General features: G+C 40.5%; 19 protein-coding genes. 5 read left to right on the top strand and 14 right to left on the bottom strand.

Annotated features, from left to right (window positions below):
* Positions 1 to 34: 34 nt before the first annotated feature.
* Both mmsB and J576_RS11400 read right to left on the bottom strand, forming a co-directional pair.
* Positions 35 to 925: a 3-hydroxyisobutyrate dehydrogenase gene (gene mmsB / locus J576_RS11405; protein ID WP_002050555.1), complete on the bottom strand. Its 891-nt coding sequence runs from the start codon at positions 923 to 925 to the stop codon at positions 35 to 37.
* Positions 926 to 936: 11 nt separating this feature from the next.
* Complete coding sequence (locus tag J576_RS11400) at positions 937 to 2,454, bottom strand: CoA-acylating methylmalonate-semialdehyde dehydrogenase (protein WP_002050534.1); 1,518 nt, start codon at positions 2,452 to 2,454, stop codon at positions 937 to 939.
* A gap of 165 nt (positions 2,455 to 2,619) precedes the next feature.
* Here J576_RS11400 and J576_RS11395 point away from each other — a divergent pair, with 165 nt between their 5' ends.
* Positions 2,620 to 3,501, top strand: coding sequence for a LysR family transcriptional regulator (locus J576_RS11395; protein ID WP_002050510.1), 882 nt, complete (start codon positions 2,620 to 2,622; stop codon positions 3,499 to 3,501).
* A 60-nt stretch (positions 3,502 to 3,561) separates the two neighbouring features.
* Here J576_RS11395 and J576_RS11390 read toward each other — a convergent pair whose 3' ends face one another.
* From J576_RS11390 to J576_RS11370, 5 genes are all read right to left on the bottom strand, one after another.
* On the bottom strand, positions 3,562 to 4,992 hold the full coding sequence (locus J576_RS11390) for an amino acid permease (RefSeq protein WP_002050498.1): 1,431 nt from the start codon (positions 4,990 to 4,992) through the stop codon (positions 3,562 to 3,564).
* A gap of 370 nt (positions 4,993 to 5,362) precedes the next feature.
* Complete coding sequence (locus J576_RS11385) at positions 5,363 to 6,802, bottom strand: amino acid permease (protein ID WP_002050482.1); 1,440 nt, start codon at positions 6,800 to 6,802, stop codon at positions 5,363 to 5,365.
* 162 nt (positions 6,803 to 6,964) lie between these two features.
* Positions 6,965 to 7,324, bottom strand: coding sequence for a RidA family protein (locus tag J576_RS11380; RefSeq protein ID WP_002050487.1), 360 nt, complete (start codon positions 7,322 to 7,324; stop codon positions 6,965 to 6,967).
* 10 nt (positions 7,325 to 7,334) lie between these two features.
* Positions 7,335 to 8,438: an alanine racemase gene (gene alr / locus J576_RS11375; RefSeq protein WP_033855601.1), complete on the bottom strand. Its 1,104-nt coding sequence runs from the start codon at positions 8,436 to 8,438 to the stop codon at positions 7,335 to 7,337.
* 21 nt (positions 8,439 to 8,459) lie between these two features.
* Positions 8,460 to 9,725, bottom strand: coding sequence for a D-amino acid dehydrogenase (locus J576_RS11370; RefSeq protein WP_001263980.1), 1,266 nt, complete (start codon positions 9,723 to 9,725; stop codon positions 8,460 to 8,462).
* A gap of 136 nt (positions 9,726 to 9,861) precedes the next feature.
* Between J576_RS11370 and J576_RS11365 the strand changes: the two genes are divergently transcribed.
* Positions 9,862 to 10,329: an Lrp/AsnC ligand binding domain-containing protein gene (locus J576_RS11365; protein ID WP_001247568.1), complete on the top strand. Its 468-nt coding sequence runs from the start codon at positions 9,862 to 9,864 to the stop codon at positions 10,327 to 10,329.
* A gap of 40 nt (positions 10,330 to 10,369) precedes the next feature.
* Here J576_RS11365 and J576_RS11360 read toward each other — a convergent pair whose 3' ends face one another.
* Positions 10,370 to 11,515 carry an acetyltransferase domain-containing protein gene (locus tag J576_RS11360; protein WP_002050550.1) on the bottom strand — a complete coding sequence of 382 codons (1,146 nt, stop codon included), beginning with the start codon at positions 11,513 to 11,515 and terminating at the stop codon, positions 10,370 to 10,372.
* A 74-nt stretch (positions 11,516 to 11,589) separates the two neighbouring features.
* Between J576_RS11360 and J576_RS11355 the strand changes: the two genes are divergently transcribed.
* Complete coding sequence (locus J576_RS11355; RefSeq protein ID WP_025467859.1) at positions 11,590 to 13,680, top strand: TonB-dependent receptor; 2,091 nt, start codon at positions 11,590 to 11,592, stop codon at positions 13,678 to 13,680.
* A gap of 46 nt (positions 13,681 to 13,726) precedes the next feature.
* Here J576_RS11355 and J576_RS11350 read toward each other — a convergent pair whose 3' ends face one another.
* The 5 genes from J576_RS11350 to J576_RS11330 all read right to left on the bottom strand — a co-directional run bounded on the left by J576_RS11350 (position 13,727) and on the right by J576_RS11330 (position 16,685).
* Positions 13,727 to 14,107: a nuclear transport factor 2 family protein gene (locus J576_RS11350; RefSeq protein WP_002050553.1), complete on the bottom strand. Its 381-nt coding sequence runs from the start codon at positions 14,105 to 14,107 to the stop codon at positions 13,727 to 13,729.
* Positions 14,108 to 14,131: 24 nt separating this feature from the next.
* On the bottom strand, positions 14,132 to 14,512 hold the full coding sequence (locus J576_RS11345) for a ribonuclease E inhibitor RraB (RefSeq protein ID WP_002050544.1): 381 nt from the start codon (positions 14,510 to 14,512) through the stop codon (positions 14,132 to 14,134).
* Positions 14,513 to 14,623: 111 nt separating this feature from the next.
* Positions 14,624 to 15,289 carry an RluA family pseudouridine synthase gene (locus J576_RS11340; protein ID WP_002050564.1) on the bottom strand — a complete coding sequence of 222 codons (666 nt, stop codon included), beginning with the start codon at positions 15,287 to 15,289 and terminating at the stop codon, positions 14,624 to 14,626.
* A 110-nt stretch (positions 15,290 to 15,399) separates the two neighbouring features.
* A complete protein-coding gene (locus J576_RS11335) occupies positions 15,400 to 16,101 on the bottom strand; it encodes a DUF1003 domain-containing protein (RefSeq protein ID WP_002050503.1) in 702 nt (233 codons plus the stop codon).
* Positions 16,102 to 16,181: 80 nt separating this feature from the next.
* Positions 16,182 to 16,685: a DUF2867 domain-containing protein gene (locus tag J576_RS11330; protein WP_002050535.1), complete on the bottom strand. Its 504-nt coding sequence runs from the start codon at positions 16,683 to 16,685 to the stop codon at positions 16,182 to 16,184.
* Between the two features lie 670 nt (positions 16,686 to 17,355).
* On the opposite strand from J576_RS11330, the gene J576_RS11325 reads away from it, so the two are divergent.
* Together J576_RS11325 and J576_RS11320 are read left to right on the top strand one after the other, a co-directional pair.
* Entirely contained in the window at positions 17,356 to 18,057 is a 702-nt protein-coding gene (locus tag J576_RS11325; RefSeq protein ID WP_002050560.1) for an SDR family NAD(P)-dependent oxidoreductase, read from the top strand.
* A 119-nt stretch (positions 18,058 to 18,176) separates the two neighbouring features.
* Positions 18,177 to 19,385, top strand: a complete 1,209-nt coding sequence (locus J576_RS11320) for an IS256-like element ISAba26 family transposase (RefSeq protein WP_002050494.1) — start codon at positions 18,177 to 18,179, stop codon at positions 19,383 to 19,385.
* A gap of 83 nt (positions 19,386 to 19,468) precedes the next feature.
* Here the strand turns inward: J576_RS11320 and J576_RS11315 are convergent, their stop codons facing one another.
* A complete protein-coding gene (locus J576_RS11315; protein WP_025467858.1) occupies positions 19,469 to 19,927 on the bottom strand; it encodes a hypothetical protein in 459 nt (152 codons plus the stop codon).
* Positions 19,928 to 19,943: the final 16 nt, after the last annotated feature.

Raw genomic sequence — 19,943 nt, 5'->3', positions numbered from 1 at the left:
TTTATTGGTTTAAAGCCATCCTTTGGCTTTACCGTTATGCCTCTTGTGGTAGGTATTGCTGAATAATGCTCGAAAAATCGAGATTGGCATTACCACGCATGCACATTTGCTGATAAAGCTGTTGCACCATACCACCTAATACAACAGGCTGTTTGACTTGGCCTGCGGCTTCTACAGCGAGTCCTAAATCTTTTAGCATTAGCTGAGTTGCAAAACCGTCTTGATAGCCTCGAGATGCGGGCGCATTTTCATTAATGTGTGGCCATGGGTTACATACATCCGAACTCCAACAACGACCACTTGAGGTGTTAATTACCCCTGCCAATGCTTGTGGGTCGATGCCTAGCTTCACACCGAGTGCCATGCCTTCGGCCACCGCAGCCATTGAAATGCCTAAAATCAGGTTATTGCAAATTTTGGCAATTTGTCCTGCACCCACATCACCACAATGAACAATATTTTTGCCCATATGGCTGAGCACAGGTTTTACTTCGTTAAAGGTTTGTTCATCGGCACCCACCATAAAGGTTAAGGTTCCTGCTTGAGCACCAATGGTTCCACCAGAAACTGGTGCATCACAAATTTTAATATTTTTGCTATGTGCAACAGCAGCAATGTCTTTAATAGTTTGCGGGTCAATAGTGCTGCTATCAATGCATAAGCTACCTGCTTTTAGCACTTCCAAGACACCATTTTCACCCAAGTAAACCTCTTTAACATGCTTCGCCGCAGGCAACATGGTAATGACTACATCTGCTTGTTTAGCTGCATTCTGGGGGCTGTCGCAGACTATGCCACCTGCCTCGGCGAAGTGCTGAATAGCAACTTCACTGAGGTCGTAACCATAAACTTTGAGTCCGGCTTTTAATAGATTTTGGGCCATTCTGCCGCCCATATTGCCTAGACCGATAAAGGCGATATTCATCCGTGATCCCCTTAACGTAAACTAATGGTTGTATTTACACCGCCAACTTCATGGCTATCTTCAAACCAACGGCTGGTAATGGTTTTGGTTTGGGTATAGAACTGCACAGCCTGTTTGCCGTATGGTCCCAAGTCGCCGAGTTTTGAGCCTCTTGAGCCGGTAAAACTAAAGAACGGAACAGGTACAGGAATTGGAATGTTGATACCGACTTGGCCGATATCAATCAAGTTTTGGAAAGTACGTGCAATAGCACCGCTTTGTGTGAATAGACCTACACCGTTACCAAATGGGTTGGCATTGATAAGAGCAATTGCTTCATCGAGTGTATCGACACAAATAATTGAAAGTACCGGCCCAAAGATTTCTTCTTTATAGATACGCATGTCGGTATTTACGCCACTAAAAATCGTAGCACCCACAAAGTTACCCGATTCATAGCCTTGCACTTGCACATTGCGACCATCGAGTAGAAGTTCTGCCCCTTGCTCAACACCGCTATTAATCAAGTCAATTACACGCGCTTTGGCACGTTTTGAAATCACTGGACCAATGTCAGTATTTGGTTCATGACCTGCATTTACTTTTAGAGTTTTCGCTTTTTCAACTAACTCTTGAATCCACTGTTTACTGTCGCCAACCATCACTGCAACCGACAATGCCATACAGCGTTGCCCCGCAGCACCAAACGCTGCGCCCACTAAGGCATTTAGCGTTTGTTCTTTATTGGCATCTGGCATAACAACCACGTGGTTTTTTGCGCCCATCATGGCTTGCACACGTTTACCATGTTGCCCTGCAAGGTTATAAACATGTGTTCCAACCGCAGTTGAACCTACAAATGAAATCGCTTTAATGTCTTTATGGGTACACAAACGGTCAACCATTTCTTTGCCACCATGCACAACGTTCAGCACACCTGCTGGAATACCTGCTTGAATCGCAAGTTCAACCAGCATCATGGTTGATAACGGATCTTGTTCTGATGGTTTTAAAACGAAGGTATTGCCACACACGATTGCCATTGGGAACATCCAAAGCGGGATCATGGCTGGGAAATTAAACGGCGTAATACCCGCACAAACACCCAAAGGTTGTTGCAAGGTATATGTATCTACACCACGTGCTACACCTTCAACATATTCACCCATTTGTAAAGTACCAACTGAACAGGCATGTTCAACCACTTCTAGACCACGTTGAATATCGCCTTCAGCATCTGCCAAGGTTTTACCTTGTTCAGCCGTCAATACTTGTGCAATTTCTTTCATGTTGGCACGAATCAAGTCTTGTAGCTTAAGCATGATGCGCATACGTGCCTGAATTGGGGTTTGGCGCCAAGAAGTAAAAGCATCTTGTGCAGCTTGAATAGCAGCGTCGACTTCTTCAACCGTTGCAAAAGGCACACGGCCAATCACTTCCTGAGTTGCAGGGTTAATAATGTCTTGCCATTCTTGGGTTTTAGATTCGATAAACTGTCCGTTAATAAGTAATTTAGCGGTGTCCAATTCGATTTTCTGGATTGTGTTCATAACCTCTCCGTAGGTCATATTTTTATTGTGTTCAGTTATTAGAAAATACTTTTCTACGTATTTTCTTTATTCAGGTTTTATTTGAGACTAACAAAGAAATCTTTGACCACCAACGCAAATTCATGCACGATTGTTGTGCAAATATGCACAGGGACAACAACAAAAATGAAAGTGGATTGGGATCATCTACAGTTTTTTCTGGTTTTAGCACGCACTAAAACTCTAACCAATGCTGCACGTATTATTGGTGTTGAACATAGTACGGTAGCTAGACGGATTCAGGCCCTAGAACTTGCTTTAGGTACGACGCTATTTAAGCGTGAAGCAACGGGCTATGAGTTAACTCTCGAAGGGATGGCACTTGTCCCTCGAGTTGAGCAAATGGAACAAGCTTTCTTACAAATTGAAAAACCGCATCAACCTTTACAAGGACGTGTGCGAATTGGCACACCTGAGGGCTTTGGAACTGCATTTTTAGCCCGCTTACTGGCTGAGTTCTCTATTCAGTATCCACTGCTTACCATCGATCTAATACCCGTGCCAAAAATGATTAAGCTTTCGCATCGTGAAGCAGATATTGTGGTATCCATTGAACGCCCAACCTCGGGCCCTTATATCATTACGCGCTTATCAGACTACTGCTTAAAAATTTATGGCAGCCAGAGCTATCTAGCACAAAATCCACCGATTCGTGGTTTAGAAGATTTAACTCAGCATCGCTTTGTAAATTATATTGATGATCTGGTGTATAGTCCGGAGCTGTATTGTCTAGAACGTTTACCTTTAAAGCTGAATGCTAACTTTCGCAGTAGCAGTATTTTGGCCCAACAAATTGCAGTGAGTGCTGGTGCAGGGCTTGCAATTTTGCCGAAGTTTTTAGCAGATGACAAACCTGAGCTCGAAGAGGTATTAGAGCAACAAGTTCGTTTTACCCATACCTTCTGGATGCTGACCTTCGTTGATTTACAGCATGAGCCGCGCATTAAACTGGTCTGGGATTACTTGCGTAAACAAGCTGATAAATATCAACATTTGCTGGTCGATTAATCTTTTAATAAAAAAGCCAATCAATGATGATTGGCTTTTTGGTAAATCGAGAAAGGATAATTAAAAGATTTCTCGGCCTAATTTTTTCATGCGCGGCTTATAGAATGCATAGTAAGTCACACCTAAAACCACCACCCATACCGGACTGACGTAGAGCGCTTTTAATGTATCTGGCTCTAATGCCAAAATCACTAAAGTAAACAAGAAAAAGGCTATAACCGCATACGCCATTAACACGCCGCCCGGCATTTTAAAGGTTGATGCAGCATGAAGTTCAGGACGAGTTTTACGATAACGTAAATAGCAAGCCATGATCAAAATCCACACGCTAATGAACAAGATTACACAGAGTGAACTTGCCAGAGTAAATGCTTCCATTGTGTTTGGAACAAAGTACTGAAGCACTGCCCCACCCATAATGAAAATACATGAGAAGATTAAACCATTTGAAGGTACGGCACGTTTTGATAAACGTCCTAATATACCCGGCGCTTGACCATCTTTTGATAAGCCGAACAACATACGGCTTGTTGAAAATACGCCACTGTTCATTGAAGACATGACCGACGACAGCACAACCAAGTTCATAATAATTGCAGAAATAGGAATACCTGCATTTAAGAACAACTCAACAAACGGGCTTTTATCGGCACGAATATGATCCCAAGGCGTTACAGACATCACCACAAAAAGTGCTAACACATAAAACAGGATAATACGTACCGGAATCGCGTTAATTGCTTTTGGTAGGTTCTTTTCTGGATCTTTCGTTTCAGCAGCAGTTGTACCAATCAGCTCAACACCAATAAAGGCAAATACGGCGATCTGGAAACCTGCCAAAAACCCGCTTACACCTTTTGGAAATATACCACCATGTGACCAGACGTTACTGATGCTTACCACGTCACCATGAGGAGCTTGGAAGTGGGTTAAAATCATGTAGCCGCCCACACCAATCAAACCTATAATGGCTAAAATCTTAATAAGCGCAAACCAGAACTCAACCTCACCAAACAACTTCACTGTAAGAAGGTTAAGGCTTAAGACGAATAGTACACAGCCTGCACTAATCATCGCTTGTTGCATGGGTGAAAAACTGGCGCCTTGGGGTAACCAGAAACTTAAATAGTTAATAACCGCAGAAAGATCGGCAATACCGACCAGTACCCAGCCTAACCAATAGGTCCAACCTATATAGTAGCCAGCCCACGGACCAATTAGGTCATACGCCATGTCGACAAATGACTTGTAATGTAAATTAGCAAGTAGTAATTCACCTAATGCGCGCATAAGGAAGAAGAACATTCCACCAATTAACATGTAGATTACAAGAATTGAAGGACCTGCGAGAGAGATGGTTTTGCCCGAGCCCATAAATAGACCGGTACCAATTGCGCCGCCAATTGCAATGAGCTGTAAGTGGCGATTACTTAATTTCCGTTGTAAATGATCAGGGGAGCCTGCCTCATCTGAATGATGAACCATTGTCATATTAGAAGTCCTTTTTATATTTTGCTTAATTTAAATCAGCAACCTATAGGGAGAAAACGAACCGTATATCGTGGGTTGCTGAGTCTATACCTCAGGACAAGATGTTCAAGTATATTTTTTCCTTAATTGATCTATCTTTTGTCCCTATTTTTTAAGTTGCATTATTTATGTACTGCCTTCACGGCAATTTTAATTATCCAATCTCGATTCACCAGATTAGCCGGAGTTTAGCATGTGATAATGCTAGATGTCGCTTTACTCCCCCCCTCAAAACTGTGCTATTGATTCAAAAATAAACAATATTATTCCGATAAAAAAACTGATGAAAATAAAAAAAGCCAATCATGATTGATTGGCTTTTTAATAAAACTTAATGATCGTTAACGAGTTCACGTCCTAGCTTTTTCATGCGTGGTTTATACAACACATGATAGGTAACACCTAAAATAACTAACCATACCGGACTGACATATAAAGCTTTCAAAGTATCTGGCTCTAATGCCAAGATGACTAAAGTAAAAAGCATAAATGCCAAAACAACATAACTCATCAAAATGCCACCCGGCATTTTAAATGTCGATTTTTCATGTAATTCAGGACGTAATTTACGATAGCGTAAATAGCACACCATAATGAGACTCCACACACTAATGAATAGAATCACACAAAGTGAACTTGCCAACGTAAATGCCTCCATCGTGTTTGGAACAAAGTACTGAAGCACTGCCCCACCCATAATGAAAGTACAAGAGAAAATCAAACCATTTGACGGTACTGCACGTTTTGATAAACGACCAAAAGCACCCGGTGCCTGACCATCTTTTGATAAACCGAACAGCATACGACTGGTTGAAAACACACCGCTGTTCATTGAAGACATCACCGATGACAGAACAACCAAGTTCATAATAATTGCAGAAACCGGAATACCCGCATTTAAGAATAACTCAACAAATGGGCTTTTATCGGCACGAATGTGGTCCCATGGGGTTACTGACATCACAATAAATAGTGCTAGCACGTAGAAGAGGATAATACGTACCGGAATCGCGTTAATTGCTTTTGGTAAGTTCTTCTGCGGGTCTTTGGTTTCAGCAGCTGTCGTACCAACCAACTCAACACCGACAAAAGCAAAAACGGCAATCTGGAATCCTGCCAAAAAGCCTTCTGTACCTTTCGGAAATAAACCGCCATGTGACCAGACATTACTAATGCTGGCAACAGCGCCTTGCGGAGCTTGGAAATGGCTGAAAATCATATAGCCACCTACCCCGATCAGGCCAATAATTGCCAGAATCTTAATAAGGGCAAACCAAAACTCAATTTCACCAAATAGACGTACTGTTAGGAGATTAAGACCCATCACAAACAACACACAGCCAGCACTAATCATAGCCTGCTGTATTGGAGAAAAACTTGCACCATCTGGCAACCAGAAACTCAAATAGTTAATGACTGCTGAAAGGTCCGCAATACCGACCAGCACCCAACCTAACCAATAGGTCCAACCCAAATAGTAACCGGCCCAAGGACCAATCAGGTCATGAGCCATATCAACAAAAGATTTGTAATGCAGATTTGCAAGGAGTAGTTCACCCATTGCACGCATTAAGAAAAAGAACATGCCTCCAATAATCATATAAATAAAGAGAATTGAAGGACCTGCGAGGGAGATGGTTTTACCTGAGCCCATAAATAGGCCAGTTCCAATTGCACCGCCAATTGCAATCAGTTGTAAATGACGGTTAGACAGTTTTCGTTGCAGATGATCGGGAGAATTTTCCGTATCTGAATGACGAGCCGTTGTCATATTAAAATTCCTTTTTGAATTCCTTTGTTAAGATCAGCAACCTATGGCGAAAATTGAACCGTATGCCATAGGTCACTGAATCTGTTCACCAAAAAACGACTGGTTAAACCGTATCTATCTTCCTTCTGTTAGATACATCATCGTTTTTGGAGTAAAGCCGAATTACTTTTGTGCTGCCGTCACGGCAATTTCAATGAGCCAATCCGGATTGACCAAATCGGCCTGAATTGTGGCACGCGATGGAGCAACACACCCTTTTAACCATTCAACCCAAATTGCATTTACGGTTGAAAAGTCAGAAAGATTTTTCAAATAGAGCTGCGCAGAGAGCAAGCGAGATTTATCGGTATTGGCTAATGCCAAAAGTTCATCAATTGTTGCAAGAATTTCACGAGTTTGGCCTGCCACGTCTTGTTCGGTATTTTTAGGCACCTGACCTGACAGATAAACCACTTTGTTAAAAACAGTCACGGCGCTCATGACTTCGTTGGTGTTGATCTTTTGTATATCTGAATTAGACATTCGGATTTCCTTATACCTGATTAATAAATTGAACACGGGCGGTGACAGCACACATCAGTTCATAACCCACCGTACCGGATGAAACTGCGACATCATCTATAGGTAAAATGACGCCTGTACTTGATTGCCCCCAGAGCACCACTTCACTACCGACTTTGGCACTCTCAATCCCCGTTAAATCGACTGCCAACATATCCATACTGACGCGGCCAACTGTACGCGTGCGTACTGAGTCCACTAAAACTGGAGTACCTGTTGGCGAAATACGTTGATAACCATCGGCATAGCCGAAAGCCACAATCCCAATCCTCATGGGTTGCTCTGCGACAAAGTTTGAGCCATAACCTACGCTTTCATTCGGCTCTAAATGCTGAACGGAAATAATTTCACTGCGTAAGCTCATGGTCGGCTGCAAGCCCCAATCTGCAATACTATGCGTTGGGTAATCTGGCGAGCTGCCATAGAGCATGATGCCACTGCGGGCATAATCTGATTTGAGCTGGTCTTGATAGCGCAAAATTGCCGCACTATTACTTACCGATCTTTCACCCGGTAAATCCTTCACAATTTCTTCAAAGGCAGTAATTTGATAATCAATACCTTGCTGACCGAAACGATCTGCATCTGCATCTGAAAAATGCGTCATGTGCGTAATCTTGGACACATTTGCCAAGTTATTTAAACGTTCCCAAGCCTGCACATAATGTTGTGGTTTAAAACCAAGACGGTTCATACCACTGTTCATTTTCAAGAAAACATCAAATTGAGCCGGATAAGGATGCTTTTCTACCCACTCGATTTGCGCTTCACTATGAACGGTGAAACTAAGCTGATACTGCACACAATCAAATAAATCTTGAGGAGAGAAAACTCCTTCGAGCAATAAAATTGGACCTGTCCAACCTAGAGCACGAATTCGTTTTGCTTCATCAAGATCAAGTAAGGCAAAGCCATCTGCTGCTTTAAATGCTTCATAAACACGTTCAATTCCGTGTCCATAAGCATTGGCTTTTACAACGGCAAAAACCTTACTGTTTGGCATAGCCTTGCGCACCACCACCAAGTTATTTTGTAAAGCTTGATGGTGGATCACTGCGGTAATAGGACGAGGCATGATTTACTTTCCTAACGTCCGTTAAGCTGCGTGGGCGTGTGAATAACGCTGAATTGAAAGGCCATCGGTACTGATATCAGTCTTATGATTCAATACGATGTCACTGATTAATTTTCCTGAACCACACGCCATGGTCCAACCTAAAGTACCGTGACCTGTATTCAAGAACAGATTTTTAAAGCGAGTCGCACCAATAATTGGAGTACTGTCTGGTGTCATTGGACGTAAACCTGTCCAGAAAGACGCCTGTGCCATATCGCCGCCCGGGAACAAGTCTTGAGTCACCATTTGCAAGGTTGCACGGCGGTCTTCGTTTAGACCCAAATTGAAACCGCTTAACTCTGCCATTCCACCTACACGAATACGTTGGTCAAAACGAGTAATCGCGATTTTATAGGTTTCATCAAGCACTGTAGATTGCGGAGCAAAAGCAGGGTCAACAATAGGAATCGTCAACGAGTAACCTTTCACAGGATATACAGGCAACTGTAGATCAAGTGGTTTCAAGAAATCACGTGAATAACTACCAAACGCTAGTACATAACGATCTGCGGTTAAGACCTTGCCATTGACCTGAACGCCCTTAATTTGATCGCCTTCAACAATCAATTTTTCTACGTTCTGATTAAACTGGAAGTTAACACCCAACTCTTTAGCAATTTGAGCTAAAGCATTGGTAAATAAATAACAGTCACCTGTTTCGTCATTTGGTAAATGTAAACCACCAACGAGTTTATCTTGTGCATTTGCCAACGCTGGTTCTACACGACCAAGTTCGTTACCATTTAATAATTCGTAGCTTACGCCGCACTCTTCAAGCACGCTAATGTCGCGTTGAACCGCTTCCATTTGTGCTTCTTTACGGAATAGCTGCAACGTACCTTTAGCGCGGTTTTCGTAGTGAATACCCGTATCTTTTCTGAGTTCACGTAAACAGTCACGGCTGTATTCAGCCACACGCATCATACGTTCTTTGTTCACAGCATAACTTTGCGGATTACAGTTTTTCAGCATTTGCGCCATCCACTGTAATTGCCACATGCTGCCATCTAAATTAATTGCAAGCGGTGCGTGATGTTGGAACATCCATTTCACAGCTTTAAAAGGGATTCCTGGTGCTGCCCAAGGGGTCGAATACCCAGGCGAAATTTGACCTGCGTTACCAAAACTTGTCTCTTCAGCAGGACCTGACTGGCGATCAAGAACAGTAACCTCGGCTCCTTGTCGAGCCAGATAATAGGCACTTGCCACTCCAATAACGCCGCTACCTAAAACAATTACGCGCATTTCCATTCCCTCACGCACACCAGTTTATTTCACTAGTATATTTCTGCTTCAATAGTTTATTTCACTGTTTTTTAGGCTATAATCTAGGTAATTTTATGTTTTTCTCGCGAGAATTTTAAAAAAAGAGGAAATATCTATGCGCCCGTTAGATCGTATAGATCGCATGATTCTGGACATTTTGCAGCGTGAAGGACGAATTGCGATTAGTGAATTGGCATCGAGAGTCAACCTCTCTACCACCCCCTGTTCAGAGCGAGTAAAACGCCTTGAGCGCGATGGCATTATTATGGGTTATTACGCACGGCTAAACCCCGCCTACGTTGACCGTAACCTGCTGGTCTTTTTAGAAATTAAGTTATCTGCCAAATCTGGCGATGTATTTGATCAAGTAGCCAGAGATCTCGTTGAGATTCCTGAAGTACTCGAATGTCATCTTATTTCAGGTGAATTTGACTACCTTGTAAAAGCGCGTTTAAAAGAAATGAGCGCATACCGTCGCTTATTGGGAGATCTATTAAAGAAACTTCCCGCTTCGGCATCGTCACACAGTTATGTGGTCATGGAAGAAGTGAAAGAAACTCTGTATTTAGATGTAAGCAAGTAAAGCGAGCATTATTGAACTCGCTTTACTTACGTTTTGGAAATTAGAAATATTTTAAAATCGAAATATGTTTGTTTTGGTGCTTGAACTTAGAGAACCATTTAACTGCTGGATAGAGTGCAAAAGACAGCACAATTGTGATTAACCACAGCATCCACACATGGCTGACCGACAAATAACTTCCATAGTTAGCTCCCCACATACTTAGCGCAAATACATACATCAGTTTCAGCACATATAAATGCAGTAAATAAAAGAACATCGGCACCGAGCCAAATACAACCAATGGTTTTAGAAATGAGTATTGCTGCATACGTTCAAAAGCAGTCAGTACAATTAATCCGATCCCAACATTTAGCAAAATAAACAGTAAAGACGGCGGATACTTGGTGAGGTTAAAAAAGCTCATGAGGCTCAGTTGTAATGACTCAAAATGCTGCCACGGCTGGTCACCATAAACATTGATAAAACGTAGTAAAACAAACAACCCAATACTTGCGAAACCTAAACTAAGTAAAGCGCGGCCTCTTTGCTTTGCTGTATATTTTGAACTAAACAACTGGCCTAATACGTAGCCCAATAAAATCACACCAATCCAAGGTAAAACCGGATAGCTTGTGCGAAGCTTAATGCCCGCAAACTCAAGCCAGCCACGTTCGTGTAAAACGAACCATATATTTTGTAGAATGCCTTGTGAGAAGTGCACAGAATCTAATAAGTTGTGCCCAAAAATAATCACCAACGCTATACCAGCAAGAATTGGCAAAGGCAAACTTACACAGCAAGCTAGCACCACCATGCTAATACCAATTGCCCAAATCACCTGTAAATAAATGACTTCGGGTGGAAAAGTTGCTGTCCATGCAAAGTTCACCAGCGTAAGCTCTAACACAATTAAAAATAAGCCGCGTTTTAATAGAAAGGTACGCGTTTGTTGTAAGTCCTGTTTTTTTGATTGAAATAAAAATGCAGAAATACCGGTTAAAAGTACAAAAACCGGAGCACAAATATGGGCCAATAAACGACTGCCAAATAATGCTGGTTCTGTTACTGTTACGTCCATTGGATCGGTAACCTGTTTATGTAAATAGAAAGTTTCTCTTACATGGTCGAGCAACATAATGAGGATAACCAAACCACGCAATGCATCAATCGACTGTAAACGTTCAATATTTTTTTCTAAAGACATAGCAGTAATCAATAAAATAATGTAACGTTATACTATTACATTATGGTTCTTTTGTCTTTTATGGCTGATTATTTATGCAACACAAATTAGGATTGTTGTCTTCGTTGGGTCTATCATTTATATCGACATTCACTTGGGCAGAAGAAACGTCAACGGTACTTGAGACCATACGCGTTCAGGCTGAAAGTACCCAAGAAGGTATGAGCCAAAATAGCTCGGCGACTAAATTTGCTCACGATGTTTTAGATGTCCCTTTTAACCGTGCTTATGTTTCAAAACAAATGATAGAACAACAAGACGTTCAACGGATTGATGACGCATTAAGCTTGGTGAGTGGGGTTTTTCATCAAAACAGTTTTGGTGGCGGCTTTTGGGATAATTACTCTTTCCGTGGTTTTAGTACCGACCCCAATTTAGGTGCCTCTATGATCCGTAACGGCTTGAGTGTCAACCGAGGGATTAGCGCTCCTAAAGATGTCGTAAATATTGAATCTTTAGAGTTTTTAAAAGGGCCTATGGCGGCTTTATATGGTCGCGGCGAAACAGGTGGTTTGCTTAACCTCAACAGTAAAAAACCACAGTGGGAAAGCGAAAGTGAAGTTAACCTACGTGCCAATACCCAAGAACAATATCGAATTAGTCTGGAACACACGGCGCCTATAAACGATGAACTGGCCTATCGTGTAGCAGTGGCTCACGAAGATAATCAAAGCTTTCGTGATCATGTCAGCAGTGAACGCTGGTTCTTTTCACCACAGCTCACATGGAAAATTTCAGACCAAACGCAACTCGACTTTGACAGTGAATTTACAGAGCATAAAGGAACCTTTGACCGTGGTGTAAGCACAGTCAATCATCAGTTTGTGATGGACCCGAAAACCTTTACAGGTGAACCTGACGATGGCGATTTAAAAATAAAAGATTACTTTTACCAATTACGTCTGAGTCACGAATTTAACCCTGACTGGAAGCTAAATAGTGCGGTTAGCTATAAAGACGCTAAAATGGTCGGCTTTGCAACCGAGCCACGGCGTATGCAAGCCGATGGACGTACTTTAGAGCGTCAACGTCGCTATCGTGATTATACAAGCGAAGATGTGCTGGCTCAGACAGAGTTACTTGGCAAGCTTGATACGTCTTGGGCTCGCCATGAAATTTTACTTTCAACCGAACTTGGTCAACTCGACTACAAACAAAACCAGCTTCGTCGTAATCATAGTGCTAGCATGCCTAACACAATTGATATTTACCAACCTGAATATGGCAAATATTTACCAAACCTAGCACCATTTACCAATACAAAAGAACAGCAGCGTTACTTTGCGCTTAATGTACAAGATCAGATCTTTTTTAATGACGAGTGGAGTGTGCTATTTGGCAACCGTTTTGATCAGGTCGAACAAGACTTTAAAAATCACCTGACTCAGACTGAAAGCAACCAGACGCTTCACCAAAATAGTCCACGTTTCGGAGTAAATTTTAAAGCCTCTGACCAGTGGGCATTTTATACAAACTATGGCCGCTCATTTGCCATGAATAGTGGTATGAACCGAAATGGACAAACCTTCGCTCCTGAAAAAGGCGAAAGCTATGAGGTCGGTACCAAATATAAAATAAACGACCAAAGTGTGCTGAGTCTCGCTCTGTTTAAAATGAAAAAACGAAATGTACTCACAACTGACCCAATCGACAGTAACTTTCAAACCGCAGCAGGTGAAGTCAGCAGTAAAGGAATCGAGTTTGACTTAAATAGCCAAATCACTGACCGCTGGTTCGTCAATGCCAACTATAGCTATACCGATGCTCAAATTGAAAAAGACCAAGACTTGGCAAAAGGTGCACGTCTAAGTAATGTTCCAAAACACCAAGGTGCTGTAAGTACCAATTATGAGTTTCTACAAGAAGGCTCAACAAAAGCAGGTGTAGGTGCCAACCTTACCTATGTAGGCGAGCGTAGCGGACATAACCTTGATAATGGCTTTAATTTACCAAGCTATACCCTCGTAAACTTAAATGCTTACTATGCTCCATCTGACCGCTTACGCTATCAACTGAACGTAAACAACCTATTTGATAAAACCTACTATGTCTCAAGCTATAGCGATTTATGGGTTCAGCCGGGTGAACCATTGAATGCTTCAATTTCGGCACAGTGGAAGTTTTAATTTATCTATAAAATAAAAAAGCCCGAATTATTTTCGGGCTTTTTTATTAGAACATGCCATTTTCATTTACAAGCTGTTCGGGCTGTATTTGCCCGATATCCCAAAGCTCCGCAATTTTTCCATTTTCAAAACGGCAAATATGAACCACAGCCAAAATGGTGGCTTTGTCATTCATTTGCATTTCAAGTTTCGAATGCACGGCGACCAAAGTCCCATCTTCAATGACATGTTGAACATTAAAGACTTTATTGGGATTTTCAGCCGCGCTTTCACGCATCCCTTCCTTCAAAGAAGTCGCATCACCCGCATAATAAGGATTGTGATGCTTGAAATTAGGCGCAGTGTAATTGCTATAGGCTTCATCGACTTCGCCTGCTGCGGCAAGTTCTAGAAACCGTACCGCAATTTGTTTCTGAGATAAGCTCATGATTATCTCCTACTATTTTAGACCTTACTGTAACAGGTCATCTTCCTCACTCTCTTCTTCGAAGACATAGGCCATGCAGCCCCAACCATCATATTCACCCTGAAATTTTTCAGCGATGCTGGCAAACCATTGTTCCAAGTCAACAATATCTGAATACTCAGGTTCCATATTCACAAAGATGGTAATTACCCATTCATTCGGCTCAACAGAGTCATCTTGAAAAAGAGAAACTTTTTGTTCTTGGTAAAGTAAATAAAGTGCACATTGCTCTGCATTTTTTTGATCATGAAAAGCAATTGAAAATTCAATTTCATGCAGCTCTGTTAAGTCATCCCCATCTTCAACCATTTGCCAAAGTACATTGCCGTTATCGTCATCGGGAAATTGTTCGTAGTCGCGATTCATTAGATTGTCCTTGTTGTTGCTCTAATTTGTATTATTCGACATCAAGAATAACCGACTTTTATTGCAGTTTGGATATGTATTCAGTTGCGAATTGCATCAAATTTTAATTTTTTAAAAAGGCACTTGCGACTCAATCACTACATCGGTTCCTTTCAATGGATGTTGAAAAGCCAAATACGCAGCATGTAAGGCCATACGGCTTAAATGAAAACGTTTAGGTTCAGGGTGATACAACTTGTCTCCCATAATCGGATGGCCAATATGCATCATGTGCACACGTAGCTGATGTGAACGCCCTGTGACTGGTTCAAGTAACACCCGAGTTTGATCTGTTTTTTCATCATAAACGAGCGGTTGAAACAAGGTTTTGGCATGTTTGCCTAATTCAAAATGTACAATTTGTCTTGGGCGATTTTCCCAGTCGGTAATGAGTGGAACTTCAACACTGCCCTCTTGCTTTACTTGACCTTGCACCAAAGCAATATAATGCTTTTTGACTGTTCTGGCCTGAAACATTTTACTTACCGCGACTTCTGCATCACGGTGCTTGGCAAACATAAGTAGGCCCGACGTTGCCATATCTAAACGATGCGTCACTTTAGCCAAAGGGAACTTTTCCAGCACCCTTAAATAAGCACTGTCATGATGCTCAGGTAACCGGCCCATGACCGACAACAAACCCGCAGGTTTATCAACCACAATCAAATCGTCATCTTCAAATAAAATTGAAAGCGGATCTTGTGGTGGAGCATAAACAAAGTTGTCGTTTAAAGGCATAGTCGTAGAAACAGCAATAGAGCATGGCGGCAAATCATAAAGAAATTTCAGACCTACCGCAAAACAATCTATAAGCTATCAACATGTTCCACGTGAAACTCGAAAAATCTTTATCGTTTTTTATTCATTTCCGCTAAAAGATCGAGCTGAATTTCTTGAATATGTGCAAGCCTTTCCCACTGATGCGATAAAAGATGATCCATTTTTTCATGTAAATGGCGAATCTCAAGCTCGGCTTTTAAATTAATTTGATAGTCATGTTGAGAGCGCAAACGGTCTTTGGCTTCTTGACGATTTTGACTCATCATAATAATAGGTGCCTGAATTGCCGCTAAACATGACAACACTAAATTCAGCAAAATAAAAGGATAAGGGTCGACAGGACGGACTACCATCACGACTGTATTTAATACTATCCAACCTGTTAAAAAGATCGCAAAACAAATAAGGAAAGACCAACTTCCACCAAATGACGCGATTTTATCTGCCAGTTTTTCTCCAAACGTCCAGTTTTGATCAAAATCTGACTCTGTATTTCGGCTAATTAGCTCATGGCGTTGCATACTGCCAATTACTTCATTTTCTAGGTTAGATAGCTCACCCTTTTCCGAGCGTAATAGCGACTGCACATATTTAATTCGATAATCTGCCAGATCGGCCCGACAAATAAAGCTTGAGTAATTCCAATCTGGATGATCTTGGATAATTTCATCGCTAATCACATTCCGAATGACTTCACCCGAAACCAGATCTTTTAACGGGAAATTCTTTCCGCATACGGCGCATTGGCGACACTGGTTTTTATTCTCCATCTTATTCAGCTCGCAATTATAATAATAAGGATATTATATAAATGATTTCAGGCGACAACATCGTAAATAAAAATAATGCTTTAACCCAATATTTGTAAAGTTGCTGGCACTATTTTTCGATGTGCAGGAATCACCGGAACCATGTAGAGTCTTCCCAGCCAATTTTTAATATGTACCACTGTGGTTACCGTCAGTACTTGAGTCTTTTCATTCTTATAAATAGATAAAGTCACATTTAAATGCTTGTCATCATCTCCAATCACTAATTCATTTTCGGTACGTTGCCGTAAGGTGAAAATTCCAATTCGGTCGCCTGTGACATACTCATTTTCTTTTTTATTCGAATCAATTTGCTTAAAACTTCCTAAGTCTTTAAGCCCAATCTTTGAAGTAATTTTATTACGCATATTCATGCTCCACTCTACCCACTCTGGAGTGTGATGGAACAGTTTAATAAGTTGCCCAAATACATTCAGGTCGGGCTGACCAAGCACAATACTCCACGAGTCGTGAAAGTAAGCATTGTTTAATTGAGATGAGATTTGACTGTCGCTAGGTAAAGCAGAAAGATAAGGCTTATTCATAAATTATATTCTTGTAAAGTATAGTTTTTATTATAGAGAATTTTTTAGGGTGTCAAGGGAAAACATCTATGGTTTACTTCAACAATCATAACTTTGTAAGCTATAACCTTGTGCCTATAAACTTTTGATCTATAGCGTCCTAAGCCGAATCGAGACCTTTTGGGTGAGTACACACTAACGTTATACGTTTTGGTGCATGCTACTCTTTTCGATCCCTATCACACCCTTGAGATATAGTTTAGCCAGCACCCTGCGGGATTGTTTTTCTAAGAAAAGCGAATTTTTAATATTTTTGGGATTTTTTACGCCATTAGGCAAATTTAAAAGAATTTATTCCCATTTACCTATAATTAGTTATATTTAAATTCCACTTTACTTCTATTTTTCGGTTTATTTTACCAATTAAATCACTCTATGATCCTATTAGAAAATAGATAGTAAACATTTCTTCAATTCAGAAAACACTACTCTAGGTTTTTTATAAATTTGAAATTTTAATAAAAGCTACATCATCCGAAGTATTCAAACCCAACTAACTTCTTTCTGTTTTTCATATTTTTGTCTTGTTCTTTCTGCATTATTTTTAGATTTAATTTTTTCGCTTGAATACATTATAAAAACATATTATAAATTATTTCTAACCAAATAATTGGTTTCTTGGAACTTTATAATGAACAACAATATTATAATTTTTGGTTATGGAACAGGTATTTCCAAAGCCGTAGCACATAAGTTTGGTAAAGAAGGCTATAAAATCGGTTTAGTGGCACGTAATGCTGAAAAACTCGAAAAAGCCATTTTAGAACTTAAGGCACAAGGTATTGAAGCTTACGCTTTTACATGTGATTTAGCGGTTCTTGAAGATATACCAAACCTAATTAAACGCATCAAAGATCAATTAGGAGAGATTAAAAATATTCATTGGAATGCTTTCCATGATATTGAAGGCAATATCTTAAAAACCCCTCCACTAGAGCTTACTAAAAGCTTTCATATTCGTGTTTCGAGCTATATTGCGACGGTACAAGCTTGCTTAGGTGATTTAGAGAAGAACCACGGTAGCATTTTATCGACAAACGGAATTTTTGCTTTCGATGCAGTGGGCATTGACTTAGTTGCCAAAGAATATTCATCGTTAGCAACTACTGCTGCCGCTCAATACAAAGCCACCAACTTACTTGCTCATAGTCTTGCAGACTCAAATGTTTACGTGAGCCAAGTGATTGTAAATGGCTTTGTAGATGGAACCCCTGAAGCAAAAGATAAAACCTACGCGGTACATCCAGAAACAGTTGCAGATCAGTTCTGGTACTTACACCAACATAAACAAGAAACGGTTTCTCTGTGTGGTGAAGCCATTCAAGCTGCTTAAACTATTTCTCATGAGAGAAGAAGTGTAATCAATTAGGCTTCTTCGGGACTGTTCTAAATTTTGTGTAAGTACTTAATTTTCATTTATCCTTCAGAGGATAATTACAAAAGGTACTTCACATGGATGAAGCAACAATCAAAAGTATGGCTGCCGAATTGGCTAAAGGTCTAAAAACACCAGAAGACTTAAACCAAATGACAGCAGTCTTTAAAAAATTCATGATTGAAACTGCACTCAATACTGAACTTTCAGACCATCTCGGTTATGAAAAGCATCAGCCCAAGAAAGGCTCAAATAGCCGTAATGGGTTTAGTTCTAAAACCATTACAACTCAAGATGGACAACTGGCTTTAGATATTCCCCGTGATCGAGAAGGTTCATTTGAGCCACAAATTATCAAAAAGCACCAAACACGCATCACCAGTATGGATGACCAAATCCTCTCACTGTATGCAAAAGGAATGACTAATAGGGAAATTGTAGCCTTCTTCAAAGAAATGTACGATGCCGATGTGTCAGCATCTCTCATCAGCAAAGTTACCGATGCTGTGATTGAGCAAGTGACTGAGTGGCAAAATAGAGCCTTAGATAGCCTTTATCCTGTTGTCTATCTTGACTGTATTGTTGTCAAAGTCCGTCAGCACTCCAATGTGATTAACAAGTCCGTATACCTTGCTTTAGGCATCAATATGGATGGGCAAAAAGAATTACTGGGTATGTGGATTGCTCAGACAGAAGGTGCCAAATTCTGGCTGTCAGTCATGACAGAGCTAAAAAATCGAGGAGTACAGGACATTCTTGTTGCCTGTGTAGATGGATTAAAAGGCTTTCCTGACGCGATAGCCTCTGTTTACCCTCATACTGATATTCAACTGTGTATTGTGCATGTTGTACGCAATAGCCTGAGATTTGTAAGCTGGAAAGACTACAAGGCTGTTACGTCGGGTCTGAAAGCGATTTATCAGGCAAGTACAGAGGAAAATGCTTTAAAGTCCCTAGACATCTTCTGTGATCAATGGAATCACCAGTATCCCAAAATTGGAGAATCCTGGCGGGCCAATTGGGAAAATATCCGAACGATCTTTAGCTATCCAGCCGAAATACGTCATGCTATTTATACAACAAATGCGATTGAGTCGTTGAATAGCGTAATAAGCCATTCAACGAAGAAAAGGAAAATCTTTTCATCTGATGACTCAGTAAAGAAGGTCATTTACTTAGCAACATCAAATGCTGCGAAGAAATGGACGATGCCAATTCAAAATTGGCGTTTAGCAATGAATTGGTTTACGATTCAGTTCGATGATCGATTAAAAGATCATTTATAAAAAATGGAACTTACACAAAATAATTTACAGGCTCGCTTCTTCTCGTTTTTAAATTGATGTCTGTATGCATCCGAGTTCTTTAATTATTTCTCATAGTCTGAAGGATCAATTTTGTATGTTTTAAAGAGAATAGAACGTACAGAATCTTTTATTTCTTCATCATGCTTAATAATTAAATAAATATCTTTTTTAGTCAGAGGAACTTCTTTTAGTAAATCTGGTAAGTCTGCTGACCTTATAGCACTGACTTCGCTAGGTTGTTTCAAGATATTTGGATCTTGTTTTTCAAACTTAAAATCTACACCTTGTAAGTTAAAATAGACCATAACTCTTCGATTTAGAGAGTCACTATCATCATATAGAACTGTGCCTGCAGGAAGGATTGTATAGGGTGAATAGTTATCAAAATTTGATGCTATTCGTAGAGGTTTCTCTAGAACATGAATTTCGGGTGCTTTTGTACGACTCCAGAAGTAATAATTTAATAAAGACTGTATGATAAAAAGTAAAATTAGTACGGTAATTAATAAATTCTTTTTCATATCCACTTCTTTAAAA

The sequence above is a fragment of the Acinetobacter sp. 766875 genome, assembly GCF_000582055.1.
Taxonomy (GTDB): Bacteria; Pseudomonadota; Gammaproteobacteria; order Pseudomonadales; family Moraxellaceae; genus Acinetobacter; species Acinetobacter nosocomialis.
The sequence above is the reverse complement of the archived record's forward strand: the minus strand, read 5'-3'. Positions and strand labels throughout refer to the sequence as shown.